Annotated in this window: 16 protein-coding genes and 1 pseudogene; 12 read left to right on the top strand and 5 right to left on the bottom strand. The window is 64.1% G+C overall.

Annotation, left to right across the window (positions count from 1 at the left end; all coding sequences use genetic code 11):
- The first annotated feature begins 187 nt into the window (after positions 1-187).
- From ACTHNR_RS17755 to ACTHNR_RS17745, 3 genes are all read left to right on the top strand, one after another.
- The gene (locus ACTHNR_RS17755; protein ID WP_440548971.1) at positions 188-1,753 is read left to right on the top strand and encodes an FGGY-family carbohydrate kinase; all 1,566 of its coding nucleotides are present in this window, start codon (positions 188-190) and stop codon (positions 1,751-1,753) included.
- Between the two features lie 61 nt (positions 1,754-1,814).
- Entirely contained in the window at positions 1,815-2,630 is an 816-nt protein-coding gene (locus ACTHNR_RS17750) for an acetoacetate decarboxylase family protein (protein ID WP_440548970.1), read from the top strand.
- A gap of 37 nt (positions 2,631-2,667) precedes the next feature.
- Positions 2,668-3,525, top strand: a complete 858-nt coding sequence (locus tag ACTHNR_RS17745) for a helix-turn-helix domain-containing protein (RefSeq protein ID WP_440548969.1) — start codon at positions 2,668-2,670, stop codon at positions 3,523-3,525.
- A gap of 26 nt (positions 3,526-3,551) precedes the next feature.
- Here ACTHNR_RS17745 and ACTHNR_RS17740 read toward each other — a convergent pair whose 3' ends face one another.
- Positions 3,552-4,088, bottom strand: a complete 537-nt coding sequence (locus ACTHNR_RS17740) for a peroxiredoxin-like family protein (RefSeq protein ID WP_440548968.1) — start codon at positions 4,086-4,088, stop codon at positions 3,552-3,554.
- 122 nt (positions 4,089-4,210) lie between these two features.
- Between ACTHNR_RS17740 and ACTHNR_RS17735 the strand changes: the two genes are divergently transcribed.
- Both ACTHNR_RS17735 and ACTHNR_RS17730 read left to right on the top strand, forming a co-directional pair.
- On the top strand, positions 4,211-4,951 hold the full coding sequence (locus ACTHNR_RS17735; protein ID WP_440548967.1) for an AraC family transcriptional regulator: 741 nt from the start codon (positions 4,211-4,213) through the stop codon (positions 4,949-4,951).
- A 291-nt stretch (positions 4,952-5,242) separates the two neighbouring features.
- Positions 5,243-6,832 (top strand): annotated as a pseudogene (locus ACTHNR_RS17730) (methyl-accepting chemotaxis protein); the annotation flags it as partial.
- An 8-nt stretch (positions 6,833-6,840) separates the two neighbouring features.
- On the opposite strand, the gene ACTHNR_RS17725 reads toward ACTHNR_RS17730, so the two are convergent.
- The 4 genes from ACTHNR_RS17725 to ACTHNR_RS17710 form a co-directional block, all read right to left on the bottom strand.
- Complete coding sequence (locus tag ACTHNR_RS17725) at positions 6,841-7,692, bottom strand: alpha/beta fold hydrolase (RefSeq protein WP_440548966.1); 852 nt, start codon at positions 7,690-7,692, stop codon at positions 6,841-6,843.
- A gap of 6 nt (positions 7,693-7,698) precedes the next feature.
- Positions 7,699-9,312, bottom strand: a complete 1,614-nt coding sequence (locus ACTHNR_RS17720) for a benzoate-CoA ligase family protein (RefSeq protein WP_440548965.1) — start codon at positions 9,310-9,312, stop codon at positions 7,699-7,701.
- Between the two features lie 125 nt (positions 9,313-9,437).
- Entirely contained in the window at positions 9,438-11,024 is a 1,587-nt protein-coding gene (locus tag ACTHNR_RS17715; RefSeq protein ID WP_440548964.1) for a 3,4-dehydroadipyl-CoA semialdehyde dehydrogenase, read from the bottom strand.
- 30 nt (positions 11,025-11,054) lie between these two features.
- A complete protein-coding gene (locus tag ACTHNR_RS17710; RefSeq protein ID WP_440548963.1) occupies positions 11,055-11,522 on the bottom strand; it encodes a DUF4863 family protein in 468 nt (155 codons plus the stop codon).
- A gap of 180 nt (positions 11,523-11,702) precedes the next feature.
- Between ACTHNR_RS17710 and ACTHNR_RS17705 the strand changes: the two genes are divergently transcribed.
- The 7 genes from ACTHNR_RS17705 to ACTHNR_RS17675 form a co-directional block, all read left to right on the top strand.
- Positions 11,703-12,665, top strand: coding sequence for a helix-turn-helix transcriptional regulator (locus ACTHNR_RS17705; protein ID WP_440548962.1), 963 nt, complete (start codon positions 11,703-11,705; stop codon positions 12,663-12,665).
- Between the two features lie 151 nt (positions 12,666-12,816).
- Complete coding sequence (gene boxC / locus ACTHNR_RS17700) at positions 12,817-14,484, top strand: 2,3-epoxybenzoyl-CoA dihydrolase (RefSeq protein ID WP_440548961.1); 1,668 nt, start codon at positions 12,817-12,819, stop codon at positions 14,482-14,484.
- Positions 14,485-14,526: 42 nt separating this feature from the next.
- The gene (gene boxB / locus ACTHNR_RS17695; protein ID WP_440548960.1) at positions 14,527-15,954 is read left to right on the top strand and encodes a benzoyl-CoA 2,3-epoxidase subunit BoxB; all 1,428 of its coding nucleotides are present in this window, start codon (positions 14,527-14,529) and stop codon (positions 15,952-15,954) included.
- A gap of 96 nt (positions 15,955-16,050) precedes the next feature.
- A complete protein-coding gene (gene boxA / locus ACTHNR_RS17690) occupies positions 16,051-17,316 on the top strand; it encodes a benzoyl-CoA 2,3-epoxidase subunit BoxA (RefSeq protein ID WP_440548959.1) in 1,266 nt (421 codons plus the stop codon).
- A 452-nt stretch (positions 17,317-17,768) separates the two neighbouring features.
- Positions 17,769-18,878 carry a sugar ABC transporter substrate-binding protein gene (locus ACTHNR_RS17685; protein WP_440548958.1) on the top strand — a complete coding sequence of 370 codons (1,110 nt, stop codon included), beginning with the start codon at positions 17,769-17,771 and terminating at the stop codon, positions 18,876-18,878.
- The gene (locus ACTHNR_RS17680; RefSeq protein ID WP_440548957.1) at positions 18,875-19,882 is read left to right on the top strand and encodes an ABC transporter permease; all 1,008 of its coding nucleotides are present in this window, start codon (positions 18,875-18,877) and stop codon (positions 19,880-19,882) included. Before ACTHNR_RS17685 ends, ACTHNR_RS17680 begins: the two co-directional genes overlap by 4 nt.
- Positions 19,879-20,146 (top strand): ATP-binding cassette domain-containing protein (locus tag ACTHNR_RS17675; protein ID WP_440548956.1); only part of this gene is annotated, 268 nt, incomplete at its 3' end. The genes ACTHNR_RS17680 and ACTHNR_RS17675, both read left to right, overlap by 4 nt.

Here is a 20,146-nt window from a genome sequence, read left to right as displayed (position 1 = left end):
CGCATTGCACAATTTTGCCGTTCTTCGACTCTTCATCGTTCGCGCGCAAAAAGCACATAAAAATCGGCGTAAAGTTGGCGGATTCGAATGGGCGACAGCCCTACATTTCGACCACGAGACGTCGAGCTGAAGTCGAGCGGTGCGAGATGGAAAACGGCACTATCTTTGTGTGGATCGCGGAGGCTTAATGCAATACGTGATGGGTATCGACATCGGGACGCAGAGCACGAAGGCGCTGCTCGTCGACCGCAACGGCGCGATCGTCGCCAAGCACTCGGCCGGTTATCAACCCGATACGCCGAAGCAGCTTTGGGCGGAGCAATGGCCCTCGGTATGGTTCGACGCCGTGCTCGAATGCATGGCGAGCTGCGTTCAGGCGGCGCGCGAGCAGGGCATCGAGCCGTCGGCCATCGGCGCCGTGTGCGTGAGCAGCTTGTATGGCGGTTCGGGTATCCCCGTCGACAAGGATATTCGGCCGTTGTATCCCTGCTTGATTTGGATGGACCGCCGCGCGACGGAGCAAGTCGACTGGGTGCGAGCGCACGTCGATCTGGACCGGTTGTACTCGATCACGGGCAACGGCGTCGACAGCTACTACGGTTTCACGAAGATGCTGTGGCTTCGCGAGCATCGTCCCGATGTCTGGGCAAACACGCGCTACTTCCTGCCGCCGAATGCCTATGTCATCTATCGGCTGACGGGCGAAATCGCCGTCGATCACAGTTCGGCCGGCAATATCGGCGGCGTCTACGACGTCGCGCGGCGCGCCTGGTCGGGCGCGATGCTCGATACGCTCGGCATTCCCGCGTCGATGATGCCCGAGCGCCTGGTCGAGTCGACCGACATCGTCGGCGGATTGCTGCCGGAGTGGACAGAGCGGCTAGGCCTGCCGGCGGGCACGCCGATCGTCGCGGGCGGGGTCGATGCGGCGGTGGCCACGTTCGCCGCCGGAGCCACGCGCGTGGGGCAGCACGTGGCGATGATCGGCACGAGCATGTGCTGGGGGTATATCAATCAAGCCGTCGATGCGCGCAACGGTCTCATCAGCATGCCGCACGTGTTCAACGGCCGGCGCGACATGTACGTGTTCGGCGGCGCCAGCACGGCGGGCGCATCGGTCGCCTGGTATCGGGACCAGTTCTGCCATGCCGAGATCGAAGCGGCGCGGGCGCTGCCGCACGGCGATCCGCACGTGCTGCTCGAGCAGGCGGCGGCGAATGTTCCCGCCGGCTCGGATGGCGTCATGTTCCTGCCGTATCTGATGGGCGAGCGCAGTCCCGTGTGGGATGCAAAGGCGAGCGGCGCGTTCATCGGTTTGAATCTCGTGCATACGCGCGCGCATCTGTACCGCGCGGTGCTCGAAGGTGTGGCGTTCGCGCTCAAGCACAACATCGAAGCGGGCCGCAAGGGGGCCCAGTTTCTCGACGACAAGCTGATCGTCGTGGGCGGGGCGGCCTATTCCGACCTGTGGATGCAGATCATCGCCGACATCACGGGCTATCGGGTGTTCACGATCGAGCAGGAAGTGGAGGCTGCCATGGGCGCTGCATTGCTGGCCGCGATCGGGGCGGGGCTCGTATCGGATGAAACCGCGCGCGGCGGATGGGCCAAGCTTGTCGAACGCGCGCAGCCCGATGCGGCTCGTCTCGCGCTATACGCGCCGCGTTTCGAGATCTATAAGGGACTGTATCCGGCGCTCAAGCCCTTCATGCATAGCCTGCAGGCGCCGACCGACGCGACGAGCGGTCACTAGCGTTCAAGACGTCGCGGGGCGTAGCGCATGATACTGGGCTCCTTGTTTCCAAGGAGGCCTCATGCTGCAAGGTTATTCGATCCCCCGTACGCCCGCGGGCCGCTCCTCGCTCGCCCCGCAACCGCCGTGGCACTACACGGGCGAAGTGTTGGCCGTCGAGTTCACTGCCGACCCGCAAGCGGTCGCGCCGTTTTTGCCGGCCGGGCTCGCGCCCGCGAGCGGCGAGAGGGCCGGGCGCTGCGCCCTCTACTTTTGCGACTGGCAATTCTCGACGGAAAACGGCCTCGACTACCTCGATCCGCTGACGAGCCAGTATAGGGAAACGATTTTGTTGATGGCTTGCGAGCGAGACGGCGCGAGCGCGTCGTTTTGCCCGTACATTTGGGTGGATCAAGATCTCGCCCTGATGCGCGGGCTGATTCAAGGCTGGCCCAAGCAATTCGGGCGCACCGGCATGACGCGCGGCTACGGCATGCGTTCGCCGGCCGCGCCGTCGGTCTCTGCCGGCGGGCGCTTCGGCGCGGCGCTGACGTTTCGCGAACGCCGCGCCGTCGAAGCGCAAATTACGCTGCAAGGACAAAGCCACCGATTGCCCGACCCCGGTTTCGCCTCGACCTTCAATGTCCGCCACTTTCCGCGTTTGACGGCCGGCCGGCACGACGATCCCGCCGTGCACGAACTGGTGCAATTGCGTGCGCGCGATGTAGCGGTCGAAAACCCGATGATCGGCCAGGCCTCGCTTACGCTGTTCGATCATCCGGGGCTCGAACTCGCTGCATTCACGCCGGTATCTGTAGGCGAAGGCTTTCGGATGTCCGTTTCGCTGACGGTCGACGATCTCTTGTTGGTCGAAGACTACGTATTACCAGGGCGCTGATCGCGAGGGCTTAAACTACGGCGAACAGGCCGGAGACATGATGGCAACGACGAGTTTCACGTGGTATTGCGGCGCCGACCTGCCCGGCGAGGTCATGACGGCCGCGCTCGAGGCGTATCAATTCGAGCCGCATTTTCATGATGCGTGGTCGATCGGCGCCATTGCTTCGGGCAGTTGCACATTCTCCTATCAGGGCGCGACGCACGTCGCCCGGCAAGGCGATCTGGTCGTCATCCCGCCGCTCGCGGTGCACACGGGCGGCTCGTCCGATGCGCCGCTCGTCTACAGCATGGCGTACTTGCAGACCAGCTGGTTCGACGCCCATGCATCGCTGACGCACGGTGCGGGCGTGCGCTTTCCCGACGTCGTCATCTCCGACGAACCCTTGTGCCGACGTTGGGCGGCCGCGCTGAGCCGCGGCGATCTCGACGAAGCCGCGCGCAAGCTCGATATTTCCGCCGCCTTGTTCGAACTGCTTGCTCGGCACGCGGCAACGGCGAACGAAGCGGGATCGGCGCCCGGCCCGGCCGACGCCTCCAGCGAACTACAAGCGTCGTTCAACGAGCATGATTTGCCCAAGGCCGATGTCACGGCCCATGCGCATCGCTGGGGCATGCACCGCACGACATTGAGCAAGCAGTTCGCGCGGCGATACGGGTTGCCTCCGGATAGATGGCTGCGCAATTGGCGCGCCGTCAAAGCGAAGACCTTGATCACGGACGGCATGCCGCTGGCGGATGTCGCGGCGGCAACGGGCTTCGCGGACCAGGCGCATCTCACTCGCGTGTTCAAGCGCATTCACGGCGCGCCGCCTGGCGCGTTGCAGCGATCGCCGGATCGGCATGCGACGGACGTCCCCTCTGCGCGCGCCGCGGGCGCCAAGACAAAAGGCTGAGCGCTCGGTGAGCGGGGGGGCGGCGATTAGACGTCCCCGATGTACTCCCCGCGTGCCGGGTAGTCGTTCTTGATGACGAAGTCGAGCGCTTGGACCATCTCCGCGAACGATGGCCGCACGAACGGCATCGACTGTACCGAGAGATAGTAAATAGTTCGATCCGGCCGGATCAAGAACACGCCGGGCTCGGAGAACAGCGTCGGCTCTTGCACGCCGATCGAGGTCTTGCCGCGCGAGCTTGAAATGTAGAGTCCCCAGCGGCGCGCCGTCGCCAACGGCAGACCGTAGCCAATGCGCAGTTGCGATGCGCCCACCTTGCGCGCCATTTCTTGCGCCCGCGCGGAGTCGTCGGTGCTGATGGCGATCGTCGTCACGCCTCGTTCGGCGAACGCCGGCGTCAGCCGTTCCAGCTCCTTCAAATAAGTCGCGCAGATCGGGCAATGCAAGCCCCGATAGAAGCAGACCAGCGTCATGCGTTCGGGCTTTTCATCGGCTAGATCGAACCGCCCGTGCGCGAGCGTATCGACGGAAAGATCGGGGGCGGCTTGGCGGGGGACGAGCATGGCGACTCCTTGGAATGAGGTTTTTGGTAAATCACATTCGCTCTGTGATGGAAGCCAGTTTTCCATATTTACAGTCAAGGAAAGTCCAAATATCATGACTTAAAATCTTCTGCTCGCTTGCCATGGACCGCCTCTCCGCATTTTTCGACGCCTTTCCGCTCGAAGTCGCGCCGCCTTCGCACCCGGGCTCGCGGTCGGCGGACGCGTCGATGCTGTATCTGGTTTCGGCGCCGAGCGGCGAGCTGACGGAGCTCGTTCTCGTCGTGCGCGGCGCCCATCTGCCTGCCGGTAAGGTGGTGGCGGTTGAAGTCGCATTTGGCGGCGCGGAGAACCCGCTCGTCGATACGTTGCCCGACATGCTCTCCGTGCCCATCGACGACGAACAAAGCGCTTTGAAATCGATCGCGCTCGCGTTTCTCGCTGAATTGTCGGGCGGGCGGTGCGGCCACGAACAGGCGTTGCATCGGCTCGGTGAAGTCATCGTTCTGATGATGCTGCGCGCTGCTATCGAACGCGGCAGTACGCGGCCTTGTCTGTTGGCGGGGTTGGCGCATCCGGTCCTGCATCCGGTGCTGGTGGCGTTGCACGAAGCGCCGGCGCACGCATGGACGATCGAAGAACTCGCGCAACGCGCCAATATGTCGCGCAGCCATTTCATGGCGCTCTTTCCGAAAGTCGTCGGCACGACAGCGATGTCGTACCTTACGAGGTGGCGCGTGCACCTCGGCCAGCGCGAGTTGCGGCGGGGCAATGCCAAAGTAAAGGCGGTCGCGCGGCGCGTGGGTTTTTCCAGCGCGGAAGCGTTTTCCCGCGCGTACCAGCGCGAGTTCGGCCGATCGCCCGTGGACGAGCTGCGCGGTTGATGCTCGCATAGCGGGCATCTTCAGGCCGATAACGGCGCAGGAAACCCGGGGACAACCTCGCTTTCCTCCGACAATTTGGCATCGTGAAGATGTGACGCCATCGCGACCGAGGGCGGGTTAGTCCTATCGCTCCATTACCCGGATGGAACCGATTCCTTGTCGACTCGTCCGCATTAGTCCGCTCCTGAACTGCCGATATAGCCTTCAGGCGTGCGCGGTCACGGCGGTCCTTTTTGACAAAGGCTCGCTTCAAGGCCGCCTGCAAATTCGAAGCGACAAGGAGAGTCGGGAATGGACTTCAAACGTCTGACGGTACGAGCGAAACTGACGATGGCGTTCGGGATGTTGAGCGCGCTCGTCATGCTGGTGTCGGGGTTGTCGCTCATGGCGCTAAGCGACGCCAACGCGCAGTTCTCCGGCTACGTCAACGGCATCAACGTACGCACGGCGCTTGCCGTGGACATACGCGCGGCGGTGGATCGCCGGGCCATTGCGGCCCGTAATCTCGTGCTCGTGACGCAGCAGTCCGATATCGACATCGAGAAGGCGGCGGTCATGGATGCGCATGCCGCGGTTCAGGCTAAGCTCAAAGCGTTGACGGAGAGCGTCGCGCAAGCAGCGAACGCTACCGCGCGTGCACGCGAGCTCGTCGCCAATATCGACGACGTGGAGCGCGAATACGGTCCGGTCGCGTTGGCGATTACGAATGCCGCGCTGAATAAGGACCGCGACAAGGCGGTCGCCATGATGAACGAGCAGTGTCGCCCGTTGCTGGCCAAGCTGATCGCTGCGACCGACGCTTTCATCGATTACACCCGGCAGCGCGGACGGACGATGGCGGAACAAGAAGCGGCGCAGTACAGCGAGCACCGTGCACTGTCGATCGGAATTTGCCTCGCTGCGCTAGCCGTCGCCATCGTGGCCGGCGCTTTGATCACGCGCAGTTTGACGCGTGCGCTCGGCGCCGAGCCGGTAGCGCTGTGCGACGTCACGCAACGCGTGGCCGCGGGCGATTTGAGTCCCGTCGCGGGCGCGCAATCCGCCCCGCCAGGCAGTGTGCTGGCATCGATGGGCGAGATGCAGGGGAGTCTCGTGCGCCTGATCGGTCAGGTCCGAACCGCGGCCGACGGCATCGCCACCGGCTCGAGCCAGATCGCGTCGGGCAACCAGGATTTGTCCTCGCGCACGGAGCAGCAAGCGTCGTCCTTGCAGGAAACGGCCGCCAGCATGGAGGAGCTCACGTCCACGGTTCGCCTCAATGCGGAGAATGCGCAGCAGGCCAGTACGCTTGCCGCCAACGCATCCGATGTAGCGCTGCGGGGCAGTACCGTCGTCGGGCAAGTCGTCGAGACGATGACCGATATCAGCGCGAGCTCGTCGAAGATTGCCGACATCACGGGCATCATCGAAGGGATCGCCTTTCAGACGAATATCCTCGCGCTCAATGCGGCCGTGGAAGCCGCTCGCGCGGGCGAGCAGGGCCGCGGGTTCGCCGTCGTGGCCAGCGAGGTTCGCAGCCTCGCGCAGCGGTCGTCGAGCGCGGCCAAGGAGATCAAAGATCTGATCGCGACCTCGGTGCAAAAAGTTCACGACGGCTCGGCGCTGGCGGGCGAAGCGGGCGCGACGATGGCGGAGGTGACTCAAGCCGTCGCACGCGTAACCGACATCATGGGCGAGATCGCGGCGGCCTCGAGCGAGCAGAGCCGCGGCATCGAGCAAGTGAACGTGGCCATTACGCAGATGGACGAGGTGACGCAGCAAAATGCCGCGCTGGTGGAGGAGGCCGCCGCGGCGTCGAAGTCGCTCGAGGTGCAAGGCCAGCAATTGAACGGGGCAGTCGCGTTCTTTCGAATGAGCGGCGAAGGAAGCGTTCGAGCAGCCTGATACCGCTAACCTCGACACTCGCCGCGCACGCGATTCACGAAAGCCGCCACGGCGTCGTTCAAGGCCTGCGCGGCATCGCGATGCGGCGAGTGTCCGCCCTCGGGCAGCTTGCACAACTGCGTGCCGGGCAGCGCCGCTTCGATGGCTTCGATCTGCGCCATCGTGCCGTAGTGATCGTCCATCGCCTGGACCGCGAGCAGCGGCCGCTCGATCGTCCTCAAGCGGTCTACGATATTCCAACCCCGGAACGCAGGGTCCAGCCAAATGTCGTTCCACCCGTGGAACGCGGAATCGACATCGGCGTGATAGCGGCTCAGTTTCCTGCGCAGGTCCGTTTGCTCGTAGGCGAGCTTCGCTTCGGCGATGCTTTGCACGCTGATGTCTTCCACGAAAACATGCGGTGCGATCACAACGGCCGCGCGCAGCCGCGTGGGAAACGCGGCGGCATACAAAAGCGCGATCGATCCGCCGTCGCTGTGCCCCACGAGCCACATGCGCGCGCGCGCCTCGTCGCCGACGTCGAGCGCATCGAGTAGGGCGGGCAAGACATCGCAGGCTTGATGCGACATGAAATCGACGGGCCATTTCTCGTCGTGCGCACGCGGCGTGGACCGGCCGTACCCCGGCCGAGAGTATATGAGGCCGCGCATGCCGAGCCGCTCGCACAGCTGCCGCGGCCAATCTCGCCACATCGCGATGGAGCCCAGCCCTTCGTGCAGAAACAGGACGATGGGCGCATCGGGATCAGCGGCGCCGATCCATTGATACTCGATCGTCAGCGCGCCGCGCCGCGCATTGGCCGGCAGCTGTGCGAATCGAACGTTGTCGGTCATCCCTGTAGGGGCGGTCGTATTCATCAGGTATCAAGGTTGAGTCGGCTGCTGCGATCGTTCGCGAAGCTTGAAGCGTTGGATCTTGCCGGTGGCCGTCTTCGGCAGATCGTCGACGAAGATGATCTCGCGCGGGTACTTATGCGGCGCGAGCCGCTGCTTCACGAACGTCTTCATCTCTTGCCCCAACGTATCGTCGGCATATCGGCCCGGTTTGAGCACGACGAATGCGCAGGTTTTGACGAGCCCATCGTGCTCGACGCCGATGACGGCCGCTTCGAGCACCGCATCGTGCTCCATCAGCGCCATCTCCACTTCGATCGGCGACACGTATTGTCCGCTCACTTTGAGCATGTCGTCGCTGCGCCCCGCATACGCATAGCAGCCATTGGCCAGCTTGCGATACTTGTCTCCGCTCTTGACCCACTCGCCGAGGAAGGTCGCGCGCGATTTCTCGCGGTTGGTCCAATACATGAGCGCCGCGCTGGGGCCTTTGATGTAGAGATCGCCCACCTCGCCCTCCGGCACGGGCCCTCCGCTCTCGTCGCGCAGCTCGACCTCGTACCCAGGCACGGGCGTACCGGTGGTGCCGTAGTGAACATCGCCGGCGCGATTGGACAAAAAGATATGGAGCATTTCCGTCGAGCCGAGTCCGTCGAGAATCTCACAGCCGAAATGCGCCGTGAAGCGCTCGCCCACCTCGCGCGGCAGCGCCTCCCCGGCCGATGTGCACACGCGCAGCCCAACGTCGGCCGCAGACGGGAGCGTGGGCGCGCTCATCATGTTCGCGTACAGCGTCGGCACGCCGTAGAAGATCGTCGGCCGGTGCCTGACGAGCCGATCGAAGACCGCCTGGGGCGTCGCACGCTCCGCCATCAGCACCGTCGTGGCGCCCACCGACAGCGGGAACGTCAGCGCGTTGCCCAGCCCGTAGGCGAAGAAGAGCTTGGCCGCGGAAAACACGACGTCGTCTTCGCGAATGCCGAGAATCGGCTTGCCGTACATCTCGGCGGTCCAATAGAGATTCGCATGCGTATGCACCGTACCCTTGGGCTTACCCGTGGACCCGGACGAGTACAGCCAGAACGCGATATCGTCGGCGTTGGTATTCGCGCCCTGGGCGCACGGGCCCGCTTCGTCGATCAGCGTATGCAGACGAGCGTGCTCCACGGTGGGCGCGTCGGCGTCGGCCGCGGACGACACGATCAGCAAGCAGGGATCGAATTGCGTTTGCGCGAGCGCCTCGATGAACGTCGGCACGAGCGCAGCGGAGGCGACGACGGCCCGGGCGCGGCTATGCGCGAGCATATAGGCGTAGTCGGGGGCGGTCAGCAGCGTATTGACGACGACGGGCACGACGCCCGCGAAGAGCGCGCCGAGAAAGCAGACGGGCAGATCGGCGCTATCGTGCATGGCGAGCAAAATGCGCTCTTCGGCATGGATGCCCTGAGCGCGCAACGCCGACGCGAATCGACGCGCACGCGCTTCGAGGTCCGCGAACGTCGTCACGCCGCAATCGTCGATGTAGGCTGCCTTGGCCGCTCTCGGTCGATTCAGGTCGAAAACGTGCGACGCGAAATTCAGTTGCGCGGGCGGTGCGATGAAACCCGGCGCCGGCTCGGCCGTCAGTGTGGTGCGCGTATCCATGAATGCTTCGTCTCCGTCCTAGTCCCGGGCTAGCCCGTCGTCACTTCGGCAAGCGGCGCTTCGCCGGTTTTGCTGGCACCAAGCGTCCCGCATGCTTGCCGATGTCGCTTCGTTCACGCCGGTCGCTATGGCCTTGAATCGGCCACGTTCGTCATGCTTTCGATAGCCAGCGACGAAGCTTGAATCGCGGCTCGCCGGTGGTAGAACTCGAGCGCCCGAAGTCCGCCCAGTTCGACGCCGCCGCCCGCGCGTCCGGGCCCGCCATGCAGCGCCATCGGCATGACGTTGCCGTGCCCGGTTTGGCTTTCGCGCACGGCGGGCGTGACGCAGTGAACGCGGCCATGCGTGTCGGCGAGCTCGAGCGCAATGCGGGCCACGCGCGCATCGTCGTTCGAGTAGACCGAGGCGACGAGCGAGCCTTGTCCACGCCGCGCCAATTGCACTGCGTGCGCTTCGGGCAAGCCCTCGGTGCTCACGCGATACGGGGCAAGCGTGGCGACCGGGCCAAAGACTTCGATGTCATGCATGCGCGTGGCGCGGTCGGGGTCGTCGACGACGAATAGGTGCGGCGCGATGCAGGCCGACACGTCGGGGTCGGCATCGACGAGCGGCGTTTGCGCGCTGTCGAACACGAGGCGGCCTTCTTGCGACAGTGCGGCGATTCCGGCCTTGACGCTGTCGAGTTGCGCGCGGCTCACGAGCGAGCCCATGCGGACCGATTCGTTGCGCGGGTTGCCGACGCTGATCTTGGGGAGCTTCGCCGTCAGCGCTTGAACGACCTCGCCAAGCCATGCTTGCGGCACGAACGCGCGACGAATGGCCGTGCATTTCTGCCCGGACTTCACGGTCATTTCGCGCACGACTTCCTTGACGAAGAGATCGAACGCTTCGGTGCCGGGCGCTGCATCGGCGCAGAGGATCGCACTGTTGAGACTGTCCGCTTCCACGTTGAGCCGCGCCCCCCGTTGAACGAAAGCTGCATGCGCGCGCAGCGCCGCCGCCGTTTCGGCGGAACCCGTAAACGAGACGACGTCGAAGGCGTCGATGCGATCGAGCAAGCCCGCGGCGCTTCCGCATACGATGGAGAGCGCGCCTGCCGGCAAGATGCCGGCCTCGACGACGTCCGCGACCATCCGATGCGTCAGCCAAGCGGTGGCGGTGGCGGGCTTGACGATGACGGGAACACCCGACAAGAGGGCGGGCGCAGCTTTCTCCCATAGTCCCCATGAAGGGAAATTGAATGCGTTGATCAGCAGCGCAACGCCGCGCGTCGGGGTCCACACATGGCGAACGCGGAACGATTGATCTTTCGACAACGGCGTATCCGCGCCATCGCGCAGCGCGAAAGCCTCGCCGAGCGGTGCGCCGTTCTTGGCGAACCAAGAGAGCGTATAGATGCCGCCGTCGATATCGACGGCCGAGTCGTTGCGCGTCGTGCCCGAGTTGGTCAATGCAATAGCGTAGTACGCCTCGCGGTTGGCCTGCAAAAGCTTGGCGATCTCGCCCAGCACCGCCGCGCGCATCGCATAGGGCTGCGAACGAAGTTGCGTACCGCCGGTTTCGCGTGCGAAGCGGAACGCCTCGTCCAAATCGAGCCCCTCGCTCGATACGCTCACGAGCGCCTCGCCCGTAATAGGATCGCGCAGGACCGAGCCGGGGCCGTCGCTCGCGATCCATCGGCCGTGGACGTAGTTCTGCAGTCGTTCTGTCATGACATTTCCTAATGAGGCGCTAGAGGGCGATCAGGGACGCGTGAAATCGATCGCGCCTTGCGGAAGCAGATAAAGGACGAGCGCTTGGCCGTGCTCGACCGTCGGGCGGTGTGCGCTGCCCGGGCCGTACACGCACCAGCCGGCGGGCCGGCCGTCGAACGTGGCCGCTGCGGAAACGGGCATGATCAGATCGATTTCCCCGTTGGGATGCACGTGGTGCGGCCCGGCTACATCCTCCATGCGCACCACGTCGACGGAAAAGTCGTGCGTGCGCGGTGTCGGCTTGACGATGCGGCCATAGCGAATGCCGCCGGCCTCGCGGTTACACAGCCATCCTTCCTCCACGCCGGTATGGCACGCGTGCGCCAGCGCCTCGAACGTAGGGCTGCCCGCAGGCCAATTCGCGTTGAGCCAGCGCTCGAGTGCGTCGTCCAACGTCCGTCCGGCTAGGTGTTCGGTCACCCCGGAGATGAGGCGTTCGAATTCGTCGGGTGACATGTTCGTCTCCTATCCATGCCGATCGACGAGCCTGCACCTTAGTGCAGCTCTGGCCGCCGATCGAATCTCGCGGCGTGCGCTACCGTTTGCCGCACTCCACCGTTTCCGCGAAAATTAGCGGTATCGAATCGATGTGTCAAGCACTATAGTGCGTGTATGACGAAAAACGATGGACGAAACATGAAGCAAAATTACACTGTCGTGGCCGAAGGAAAGGAGGCCGCGCGAGGGGCCGTCGAGGCGGAAGCCGAGCAGGGCGAGCACGAGCGCGTCGAGCGCGACCCCTTTATCGCGGCGATGGGCGAGCGGGTGCGCCTCCTGCGCGCGCGTCGCGGCATGACGCGCAAGGCGCTGGCCGCGGAAACGGGGCTCTCCGAGCGGCACCTCGCGAATCTCGAATCGGGCATGGGCAATCCGTCTGTTCAGGTGCTCCGGCAAATCGCCGCGACGCTCAACTGTCCGCTGGCCGAGATCATCGGCGACGTCACGACGTCCTCGAGCGAATGGATGCTGATCCGCGAGTTGCTGCAGGGGCGCGATCAGTCGGCGCTGCAGCGCGCGCGGGCCGCGCTGGCCGAACTCTTCGAGCAGGCGCCCGCCGATCCGCATCGCCGCGAACGCATCGCGTTGATCGGGCTGCGCGGCGCGGGCAAATCGACGCTCGGACGCATGCTGGCGCAGGAGCTGAAAGTGCCGTTCGTCGAACTGAACCGCGTGATCGAGCAATTGGCCGGCTGCCCGCCCTCGGAAATTCATTCGCTGTATGGGGCCAGCGCCTACCGGCGCTACGAGCATCGGGCGCTGGAAGCGGTGATCGCCGAGCATCCGCGGGCCGTCATCGCATCGCCGGGCGGCCTGGTATCGGAACCCTCGACGTTCAGCATGCTGCTGACCCATTGCTTCACCGTTTGGCTGCAGGCGACGCCCGAGGAACACATGCGCCGCGTCGTCGCGCAAGGCGACCTGCGACCGATGTCGGGCAACCGCGAGGCGATGGACGATCTGAAGCGCATCCTGGCCGGGCGCGGCGAGCTTTACGGGCGAGCCGACATGACGTTCGACACGAGCGACAGAACCCTGGCCGACGCTTACCTGCAACTGCGCGACCGCATCGCGGCGCGGCTGGGCGCGGAAATGGAGTGAGGCGGGACGAACGGCGGCCGTCGCTGCCGGAGAGTCGGCGCGCAGCGCGCGTTTACCCGAGGGTGCGCGCAAACATGCACTAAAGTGCTTTACATGCTTCTAGTGATGCACTATCGTTCAGCGAAACGATGCAGCTCATTAGGAGAAAGGCATGCTTACCCCGCAAACGGCGGTGCGCGTCGATTACCGCACCGATCCCTCGCAATACAAGCACTGGAAATTGGCATTCAACGGCCCGATCGCGACGCTCGGCATCGACATCGCGGAAGACGGCGGCATTCGCGACGGCTACAAGCTCAAGCTCAATTCGTACGATCTGGGCGTCGACATCGAACTGCACGATGCATTGCAGCGCATTCGCTTCGAGCATCCGGAAGTCAAAACGGTGGTCGTCACGAGCCTGAAGGACCGGGTGTTCTGCTCCGGAGCGAACATCTTCATGCTGGGTCTGTCGACGCACGCCTGGAAAGTCAACTTCTGCAAATTCACGAACGAGACGCGCAACGGCATCGAGGATTCCTCGCGCCATTCGGGGCTCAGATTCATCGCGGCGGTCAACGGGGCGTGCGCCGGCGGCGGCTATGAACTCGCATTGGCCTGCGACGAGATCATGCTCGTCGACGACCGTTCCTCGTCGGTCTCGCTGCCCGAAGTGCCGCTGCTGGGCGTACTGCCCGGCACGGGCGGGCTCACGCGTCTGACCGACAAGCGCAAGGTTCGCCACGATCGCGCCGACATCTTTTGCACGGTGGTCGAAGGCGTGCGCGGCGAGCGTGCGAAGCAATGGCGTCTCGTGGACGAAGTCGTCAAGCCCAATCAATTCGATCAAGCCGTGCAGGCGCGTGCGTTGGAACTCGCCGCGCAAAGCGATCGTCCGTCGGACGCGAAGGGCGTCGCGCTCCTGCGCATCGAACGCACGGACCGTGAAGACGGCCTCGAATACGAGACCGTGGAAGTCGCCATCGATCGCGCGAAACGCACAGCGACGTTCGTCGTCAAAGCGCCGCACGGCGCGCAGCCGACGACGATCGACGCGATCGTCGCCGCGGGCGCGAGATGGTGGCCGCTGCAGTTTGCGCGCGAACTCGACGACGCCATCCTGTCCATGCGCACGAACGAGCTCGATATCGGCACGTGGGTCTTCAAGACGGCCGGCGATGCATCGGCGGTCCTCGCGGCGGACGCCACGCTGCTCGAGCATCGCGATCACTGGTTCGTGCGCGAGACGATCGGCATGCTGCGCCGCACGCTGGCGCGGATCGACGTTTCGTCGCGCTCGCTGTTCGCGCTGATCGAGCCCGGTTCATGCTTCGCGGGCACCTTCGCCGAACTGGCGTTCGCCGCCGATCGCAGCTACATGGCGGCCTTGCCGTCGAATGAAGAGGAAGAGCCCGCCATCACGCTCTCGGAAGTCAATTTCGGGCTGTATCCGATGGTGACGCATCAATCGCGCATTGCACGGCGATTTTATGAGGAGCCCGAACCGATCGCGGCGGCGCGCGAGCGCATCGGCGTGGCCGTGCGGGCGACCGAAGCCGAACGTCTCGGTTTGGTCACGGCCGCGCCCGACGACATCGACTGGGCCGACGAAATTCGCATCGCGCTGGAAGAACGCGCGGCGATGTCGCCCGACGCATTGACGGGCCTCGAGGCGAACCTGCGTTTCAACGGACTCGAGACGATGGAAACGCGCATTTTCGGGCGATTGACCGCCTGGCAGAACTGGATTTTCAATCGGCCGAACGCTGTGGGCGAGAAGGGTGCGCTCAAGGTGTACGGGAAGGGCAGCAAAGCGCAGTTCGACATTGCCCGCGTCTGACCGCACGACCCATCACGACTTCGTACGAGGAACCGCTCAATCATGTCCACGATCAATTACAGCGAGAAGATCCCCAACAACGTCAACCTGGCCGACGACCGCACGCTGCAGCGCGCGCTCGAACAGTGGCAGCCCAACTTTCTGTCGTGGTGGGGCGACATGGGCCCGGACGGCTCGCACGGCTACGATGTCTACCTGCGCACGGCGGTTAGCGTCGAGCCGGGCGGCTGGGCGCATTTCGATCACGTGAAGATGCCCGACTACCGTTGGGGCATCTTCCTCTCGCCGGGCGAGGCCGATCGCAAGATCCATTTCGGCGAGCACAAGGGCGAGGCGGCATGGCAGGACGTGCCGGGCGAGCACCGCGCCAACTTGCGCCGCATCATCGTGACGCAGGGCGACACCGAGCCGGCGTCGGTCGAGCAGCAGCGCCACTTGGGCCTCACGGCTCCGTCGATGTACGACTTGCGCAACCTGTTTCAAGTGAATGTCGAGGAAGGCCGCCATTTGTGGGCGATGGTCTATCTGCTGCACCGCTACTTTGGCCGCGACGGCCGCGAGGAGGCCGAAGCGCTGCTCGAGCGCCGCTCGGGCGACGACGACAATCCTCGCATTCTCGGCGCGTTCAACGAGCGCACGCCCGACTGGCTGTCGTTCTTCATGTTCACGTACTTCACCGACCGCGACGGCAAGTTCCAACTGTCGGCGCTGGCCGAATCGGGCTTCGATCCGCTCGCACGCACGACGAAATTCATGCTGACGGAGGAAGCGCATCACATGTTCGTCGGCGAATCGGGCGTTTCTCGCGTCGTACAACGCACGGCGCAAGCGATGAACGAATTGAAGACCGACGACGTGGCCAAGCTGCGCGCGGCCGGCGTGATCGATCTGCCGACGATCCAGCGCTACTTGAACTTCCATTACTCGGTGACGATCGACCTGTTCGGCGCCGATCAGTCCTCGAACGCGGCGACCTTCTACAACTCCGGCTTGAAGGGCCGCTACGAGGAATCGAAGCGCGACGACGACCATCGCCTCACGGGACAAAGCTACAAGCTGCTCGACGTGCAGGACGGCAAGCTCGTCGAGCGCGAGGTGCCGATGCTCAACGCCATGAACGAGGTGCTGCGCGACGACTACATCAAGGATTCGGTCGCGGGGGTCAACCGTTGGAACAAGGTGCTCGAGAAGGCCGGAATCGATTTTCGGCTGACGGTGCCGCACAAAGCGTTCAATCGCCAGATCGGCACGTTCGCGAACGTGTTCGTTTCGCCGGACGGCAGCCTGCTGTCGGAGGCGCAGTGGGCTGCGAACGAAGCGAAGTGGCTGCCGACAGCCGAGGATCGCGCGTACGTGGCCTCGCTGATGGGGCGCGTGGCCGAGCCGGGCAAGTTCGCCAATTGGATCGCGCCGCCGGCGATGGGCATCAACCGCCAGCCGATCGATTTCGAGTATGTGCGGTTCGACTGACCGGCCCTTGTACGACACGAACCTCTGAACGACGCTGCTTATCCGCTCCGGGTCGATCGCTAGAAAAGGGTCGCCCGGCGCGCGGAGCCCGGAATCATGAACATGCCTGTGCCCCCTATCGAAGTGCTCGAGCAGCACTTGATCGACCCCGAGATCTGCATTCGCTGCAACACCTGCGAAGAGACGTGCCCCATCGACGCGATCACGCACGACGAGAACAACTACGTCGTGAAGGCCGACGTGTGCAACGGCTGCAGGGCATGCGTATCGCCGTGTCCGACGGGGGCGATCGACAATTGGCGCACGGTGCTCAAGCTCGAAGCGTATAGCATCGACGAGCAGTTTCGCTGGGACGAACTGCCCGCGCAGAAACCGATCGGCGATATCGCCGCCGCTGCAGGCACGCTCGAAACCGATGCCGCCGCGGTGCTCGATGCGCCGCGCGCCGCGGTCGAACTTGAAACGGATCCCCAATCGCTGGTGCGCGGCGCGCAGGTGCCGCCATGGTCGGCGGCCAAGCCGTACGTGAACCTGTATGCGCACAAGGCGCCCGTGACGGCCACCGTCGTGGGCAACTACGGGCTGACGGACGAAGCGAGCGACAACGACGTGCACCACATCGTGCTCGACTTCGGCGCCATGCCGTTTCCCGTGCTCGAAGGGCAGTCGATCGGCATCCTTGCTCCCGGCACGACCGCGGACGGCAAGCCGCATCACGCCCGTCAATATTCCATTGCGAGCCCGCGCAACGGCGAACGCCCCGGTTACAACAATCTGTCGTTGACGGTCAAACGCGTGACGCGCGATCACGACGGCAATCTCGCCGAGGGCGTCTGCTCGAACTATCTGTGCGATTTGAAGAAGGGCGACACGGTGACGGTGATCGGCCCGTTCGGCAGCACGTTCCTGATGCCCAATCATCCAAACTCGCATTTGCTGATGATCTGCACCGGAACGGGCTCGGCGCCGATGCGCGCGATGACCGAGTATCGCCGGCGCCGACGGCTCGAAGGCGCGACGGGCAAACTGATGCTGTTCTTCGGCGCGCGCACGAAGGAAGAGCTGCCTTATTTCGGTCCGTTGACGAAGCTGCCGAAGGATTTCATCGATACCAATCTGGCGTTCTCGCGCACGCCCGGGCAACCGAAGCGTTACGTGCAGGATGCGATGCGCGAGCGCGCTGCCGACGTCGCGCGATTGCTCAAGGACGAGCAGACGTACATCTACGTCTGCGGGCTGCGCGGCATGGAGGATGGCGTGCTGCAGGCGCTGCAGGAAATCGCGGAGAGCCACGGCCTCGATTGGTCGGGACTGTGGGGGCGGCTCAAGCGCGAAGGACGCTTGCATCTCGAGACGTATTGAACCGCGCCGTGACCGGCGCCGCGCGGGCTCAATGGAAACCGCCGCAACAGGAACGTCCGCCCGCGCCGACCCAGATATAAATAGACTTACTATATTGGCGCGCCAATCGGCCTACAGAAATAAATAGCCGGTGGGTGCGCCGATAGCGCCGAAACGCTTCCCGTCTCACCTCATATCCCAGATCGGGCGCGAATCCCCCCGAATTCGTCGGTTTATTTCAAATGACTGACAATGTCCTTAAATAGTCGGACTAGTTAAGGGTATTCATGTATTAAGGGCATCCGACCGGTGAGCTAGCATGGCTGCGTTCATGGATTTGGCCATCGCGCGATCGGCGTTCTACGATTGATAGACGCGCGTGGACTCGCCGGGGCCATGGCCGGCGCGAGCCATCGACGGTCCGCGCCGTTTCGCATAGAAGCATTCAGCCAACGAAAACTGCGGAGGATGAGATGACGAATGAGCGAGACGATGCGCGCGGCGACGAACAAGGGCACGCCGAGGGGGAAGTCGGCAGCCGCATGCGGCGCGGATTGTTGCAGGGTGCGGGACTGGGGGCCGCGCTGGCGATGATGGGCGGCATGGTGTCCTCGCCCGCGCAGGCGGCCGAGGCCGCGTTTCCGTCGCACAAGCGCTGGAAGATCGTCTTCGTCAATCACGTCACGACGAATCCGTTCTTCGTGCCGACGCAGTATGGCATTCAAGATGCCTGCGCGATGATGAACATGGATTATCAATGGACCGGATCCGCCAACGCGGACGTCGGCGAAATGGTCAACGCCATGAATGCGGCGATCGCGGCGAAGGCCGATGCGATCGCGGTGCCGATCGTCGACCCGAAGGCGTTCGACGGCCCGGTTCAAAAAGCGCTCGACGCCGGCATCCCGGTATTTTCCTACAACGCGGACGCGCCGAGCGGCGGGAAGAACAACCGCCTGGCTTATATCGGCCAGGATCTCTATCTCTCCGGCTATCAAATGGGCGAACGCATCGTGAGCCTGATCGACAGCGGCCTCGTCGGGCTGTTCATCGCTACGCCGGGGCAACTGAACATCCAACCGCGCCTGGATGGGGCGACGGATGCGATCAAGAAATCCGGCAAGAAAATCGACATACAGACGATCGCGACGGGCGCGACGGTCAACGAGGAACTGTCGAAGATCAAGTCGTTCTACCTGGGCCATCAGGATTTGAAGGGCATGTTCGCCGTCGATGCGGGCAGCACGCAAGGCGTCGCGCAGGTGATCAAGGAATCGAAGCTGACGGAGAAGGGCGTGCACGGCGGCGGCTTCGATCTGCTGCCCACGACCATTCAATTGATCAAAGAGGGTTTCCTCGACTTCACGATCGACCAGCAGCCGTATGTGCAGGGGTTCTATACCGTTGTCGAGGCCTTCACGTATCTGGCGTCGGGCGGGCTCGTCGGTCCCGCGAACATCAACACGGGCTTGAAGTTCGTGACGAAGTCGAGCGTCGATCCATACCTGAGCACATCCACCCGCTATGAAGGCAAGAGCACCAAGGCGCAGATCGTGCCGCGCTCCGGTCCGATCAAGTCATGAGCGATAGCGTGAACGAAACGAGCCGAACCGCCGTATCCTCGCGCTCGCGCGCGAGGTTCGGCGGCTTTGCGTGGTCGGCGGAGTGGCGTATTGCGCTGGTGGCGTTGCTGGTGGGCGCGTACTTCGAAACGGCCAACCACGACTTCTTGCTGACGAGCGCGAGCCTGCAGAACCTGTCGCAGTTCGTCGCGCCCGCCGCGATCATCGCTTTCGGCGAAATCATGCTGATGATCGGCGGCGAAATCGACTTGTCGGCTGGGATGGTGTTCGCCTTTGCGCCGTTCATGATGTCGTTCGCGGCGGACGCCGGCGCGCCCATGTGGCTGGCGGTATTGGCCGGGCTCGCCTGCGCGGGCCTCGTCGGCTTCGTCAACGGCGCCGTGACGGTGTTCTTGCGCTTGCCGTCGTTCGTGACGACGCTCGGCACGCTGTTCCTCATCAACGGCATTACGCTGACGATCTCGCGCGGCACCCCCGTCTCGACGCCGGGCGGGCCGGTCTTCACAGCGGTGATGGGCGGGTGGGGCTACAGCGAAATCATCTGGGCCGTGGCGATCGCGCTCGTCATGCACATCATGCTCAAGCACACGCGCTGGGGCCTGCATACGGTCGCGAGCGGTGCGAACCCGCTCGGCGCATCGGAGGCGGGCATCCATGTGAACCGGCTCAAGCTCGGCAACTTCATTTTGGCCGCCGTGCTCGCCGGCTTGACCGGCATCCTCGAAGGCGTGCGGATCACGTCGATCGACCCGCAAGCCGGCGGCAATCAGATCATGTTCCTGGCGGTGGCGGCGGCCGTGATCGGCGGCACGCCGCTCACGGGGGGCTCGGGCACGATCATCGGCGGACTGATCGGCGCGGCCGTGCTCGGCATGTTGAACGACGGTTTCACGCTGATCGGCATCAATGCCTTCACGTTCAACATCATTCTCGGCGCCGCGATTCTCGCCGCGATGATCTTCAACATCCACATGGCACGGCTTGGCCGACGAGGGAGGTCATGATGCCTGCGAACGAACTGCACAATGAATCGCGGCCGGCGCTGCAAGCGCGCAACATCGTCAAGCGCTTCGGTGCGGTGACCGCGCTCGACGGTGTGTCGCTGCATCTGGACGACGGCGAGATTCTCGGCATTCTCGGCGACAACGGCGCGGGCAAATCGACGCTGATCAAGATCCTGACGGGTTTTCATCAGCAATCGAGCGGCGAGCTATCGATTCACGGCGAGCAGACCTTGCTGCGTTCGGTCGATCACGCGCGCTCGCTCG

This window comes from Trinickia sp. (genome assembly GCF_051954495.1).
Classification (GTDB): domain Bacteria; phylum Pseudomonadota; class Gammaproteobacteria; order Burkholderiales; family Burkholderiaceae; genus Trinickia.
This window is presented reverse-complemented; position numbering and strand designations above follow the sequence as displayed.

Coding starts and splice junctions, on each gene's coding strand:
- ACTHNR_RS17755 (WP_440548971.1), top strand. CDS start 188: ATGCAATACGTGATGGGTATCGACATCGGGACGCAGAGCACGAAGGCG.
- ACTHNR_RS17750 (WP_440548970.1), top strand. CDS start 1,815: ATGCTGCAAGGTTATTCGATCCCCCGTACGCCCGCGGGCCGCTCCTCG.
- ACTHNR_RS17745 (WP_440548969.1), top strand. CDS start 2,668: ATGATGGCAACGACGAGTTTCACGTGGTATTGCGGCGCCGACCTGCCC.
- ACTHNR_RS17740 (WP_440548968.1), bottom strand. CDS start 4,088: ATGCTCGTCCCCCGCCAAGCCGCCCCCGATCTTTCCGTCGATACGCTC.
- ACTHNR_RS17735 (WP_440548967.1), top strand. CDS start 4,211: ATGGACCGCCTCTCCGCATTTTTCGACGCCTTTCCGCTCGAAGTCGCG.
- ACTHNR_RS17725 (WP_440548966.1), bottom strand. CDS start 7,692: ATGAATACGACCGCCCCTACAGGGATGACCGACAACGTTCGATTCGCA.
- ACTHNR_RS17720 (WP_440548965.1), bottom strand. CDS start 9,312: ATGGATACGCGCACCACACTGACGGCCGAGCCGGCGCCGGGTTTCATC.
- ACTHNR_RS17715 (WP_440548964.1), bottom strand. CDS start 11,024: ATGACAGAACGACTGCAGAACTACGTCCACGGCCGATGGATCGCGAGC.
- ACTHNR_RS17710 (WP_440548963.1), bottom strand. CDS start 11,522: ATGTCACCCGACGAATTCGAACGCCTCATCTCCGGGGTGACCGAACAC.
- ACTHNR_RS17705 (WP_440548962.1), top strand. CDS start 11,703: ATGAAGCAAAATTACACTGTCGTGGCCGAAGGAAAGGAGGCCGCGCGA.
- boxC (WP_440548961.1), top strand. CDS start 12,817: ATGCTTACCCCGCAAACGGCGGTGCGCGTCGATTACCGCACCGATCCC.
- boxB (WP_440548960.1), top strand. CDS start 14,527: ATGTCCACGATCAATTACAGCGAGAAGATCCCCAACAACGTCAACCTG.
- boxA (WP_440548959.1), top strand. CDS start 16,051: ATGAACATGCCTGTGCCCCCTATCGAAGTGCTCGAGCAGCACTTGATC.
- ACTHNR_RS17685 (WP_440548958.1), top strand. CDS start 17,769: ATGACGAATGAGCGAGACGATGCGCGCGGCGACGAACAAGGGCACGCC.
- ACTHNR_RS17680 (WP_440548957.1), top strand. CDS start 18,875: ATGAGCGATAGCGTGAACGAAACGAGCCGAACCGCCGTATCCTCGCGC.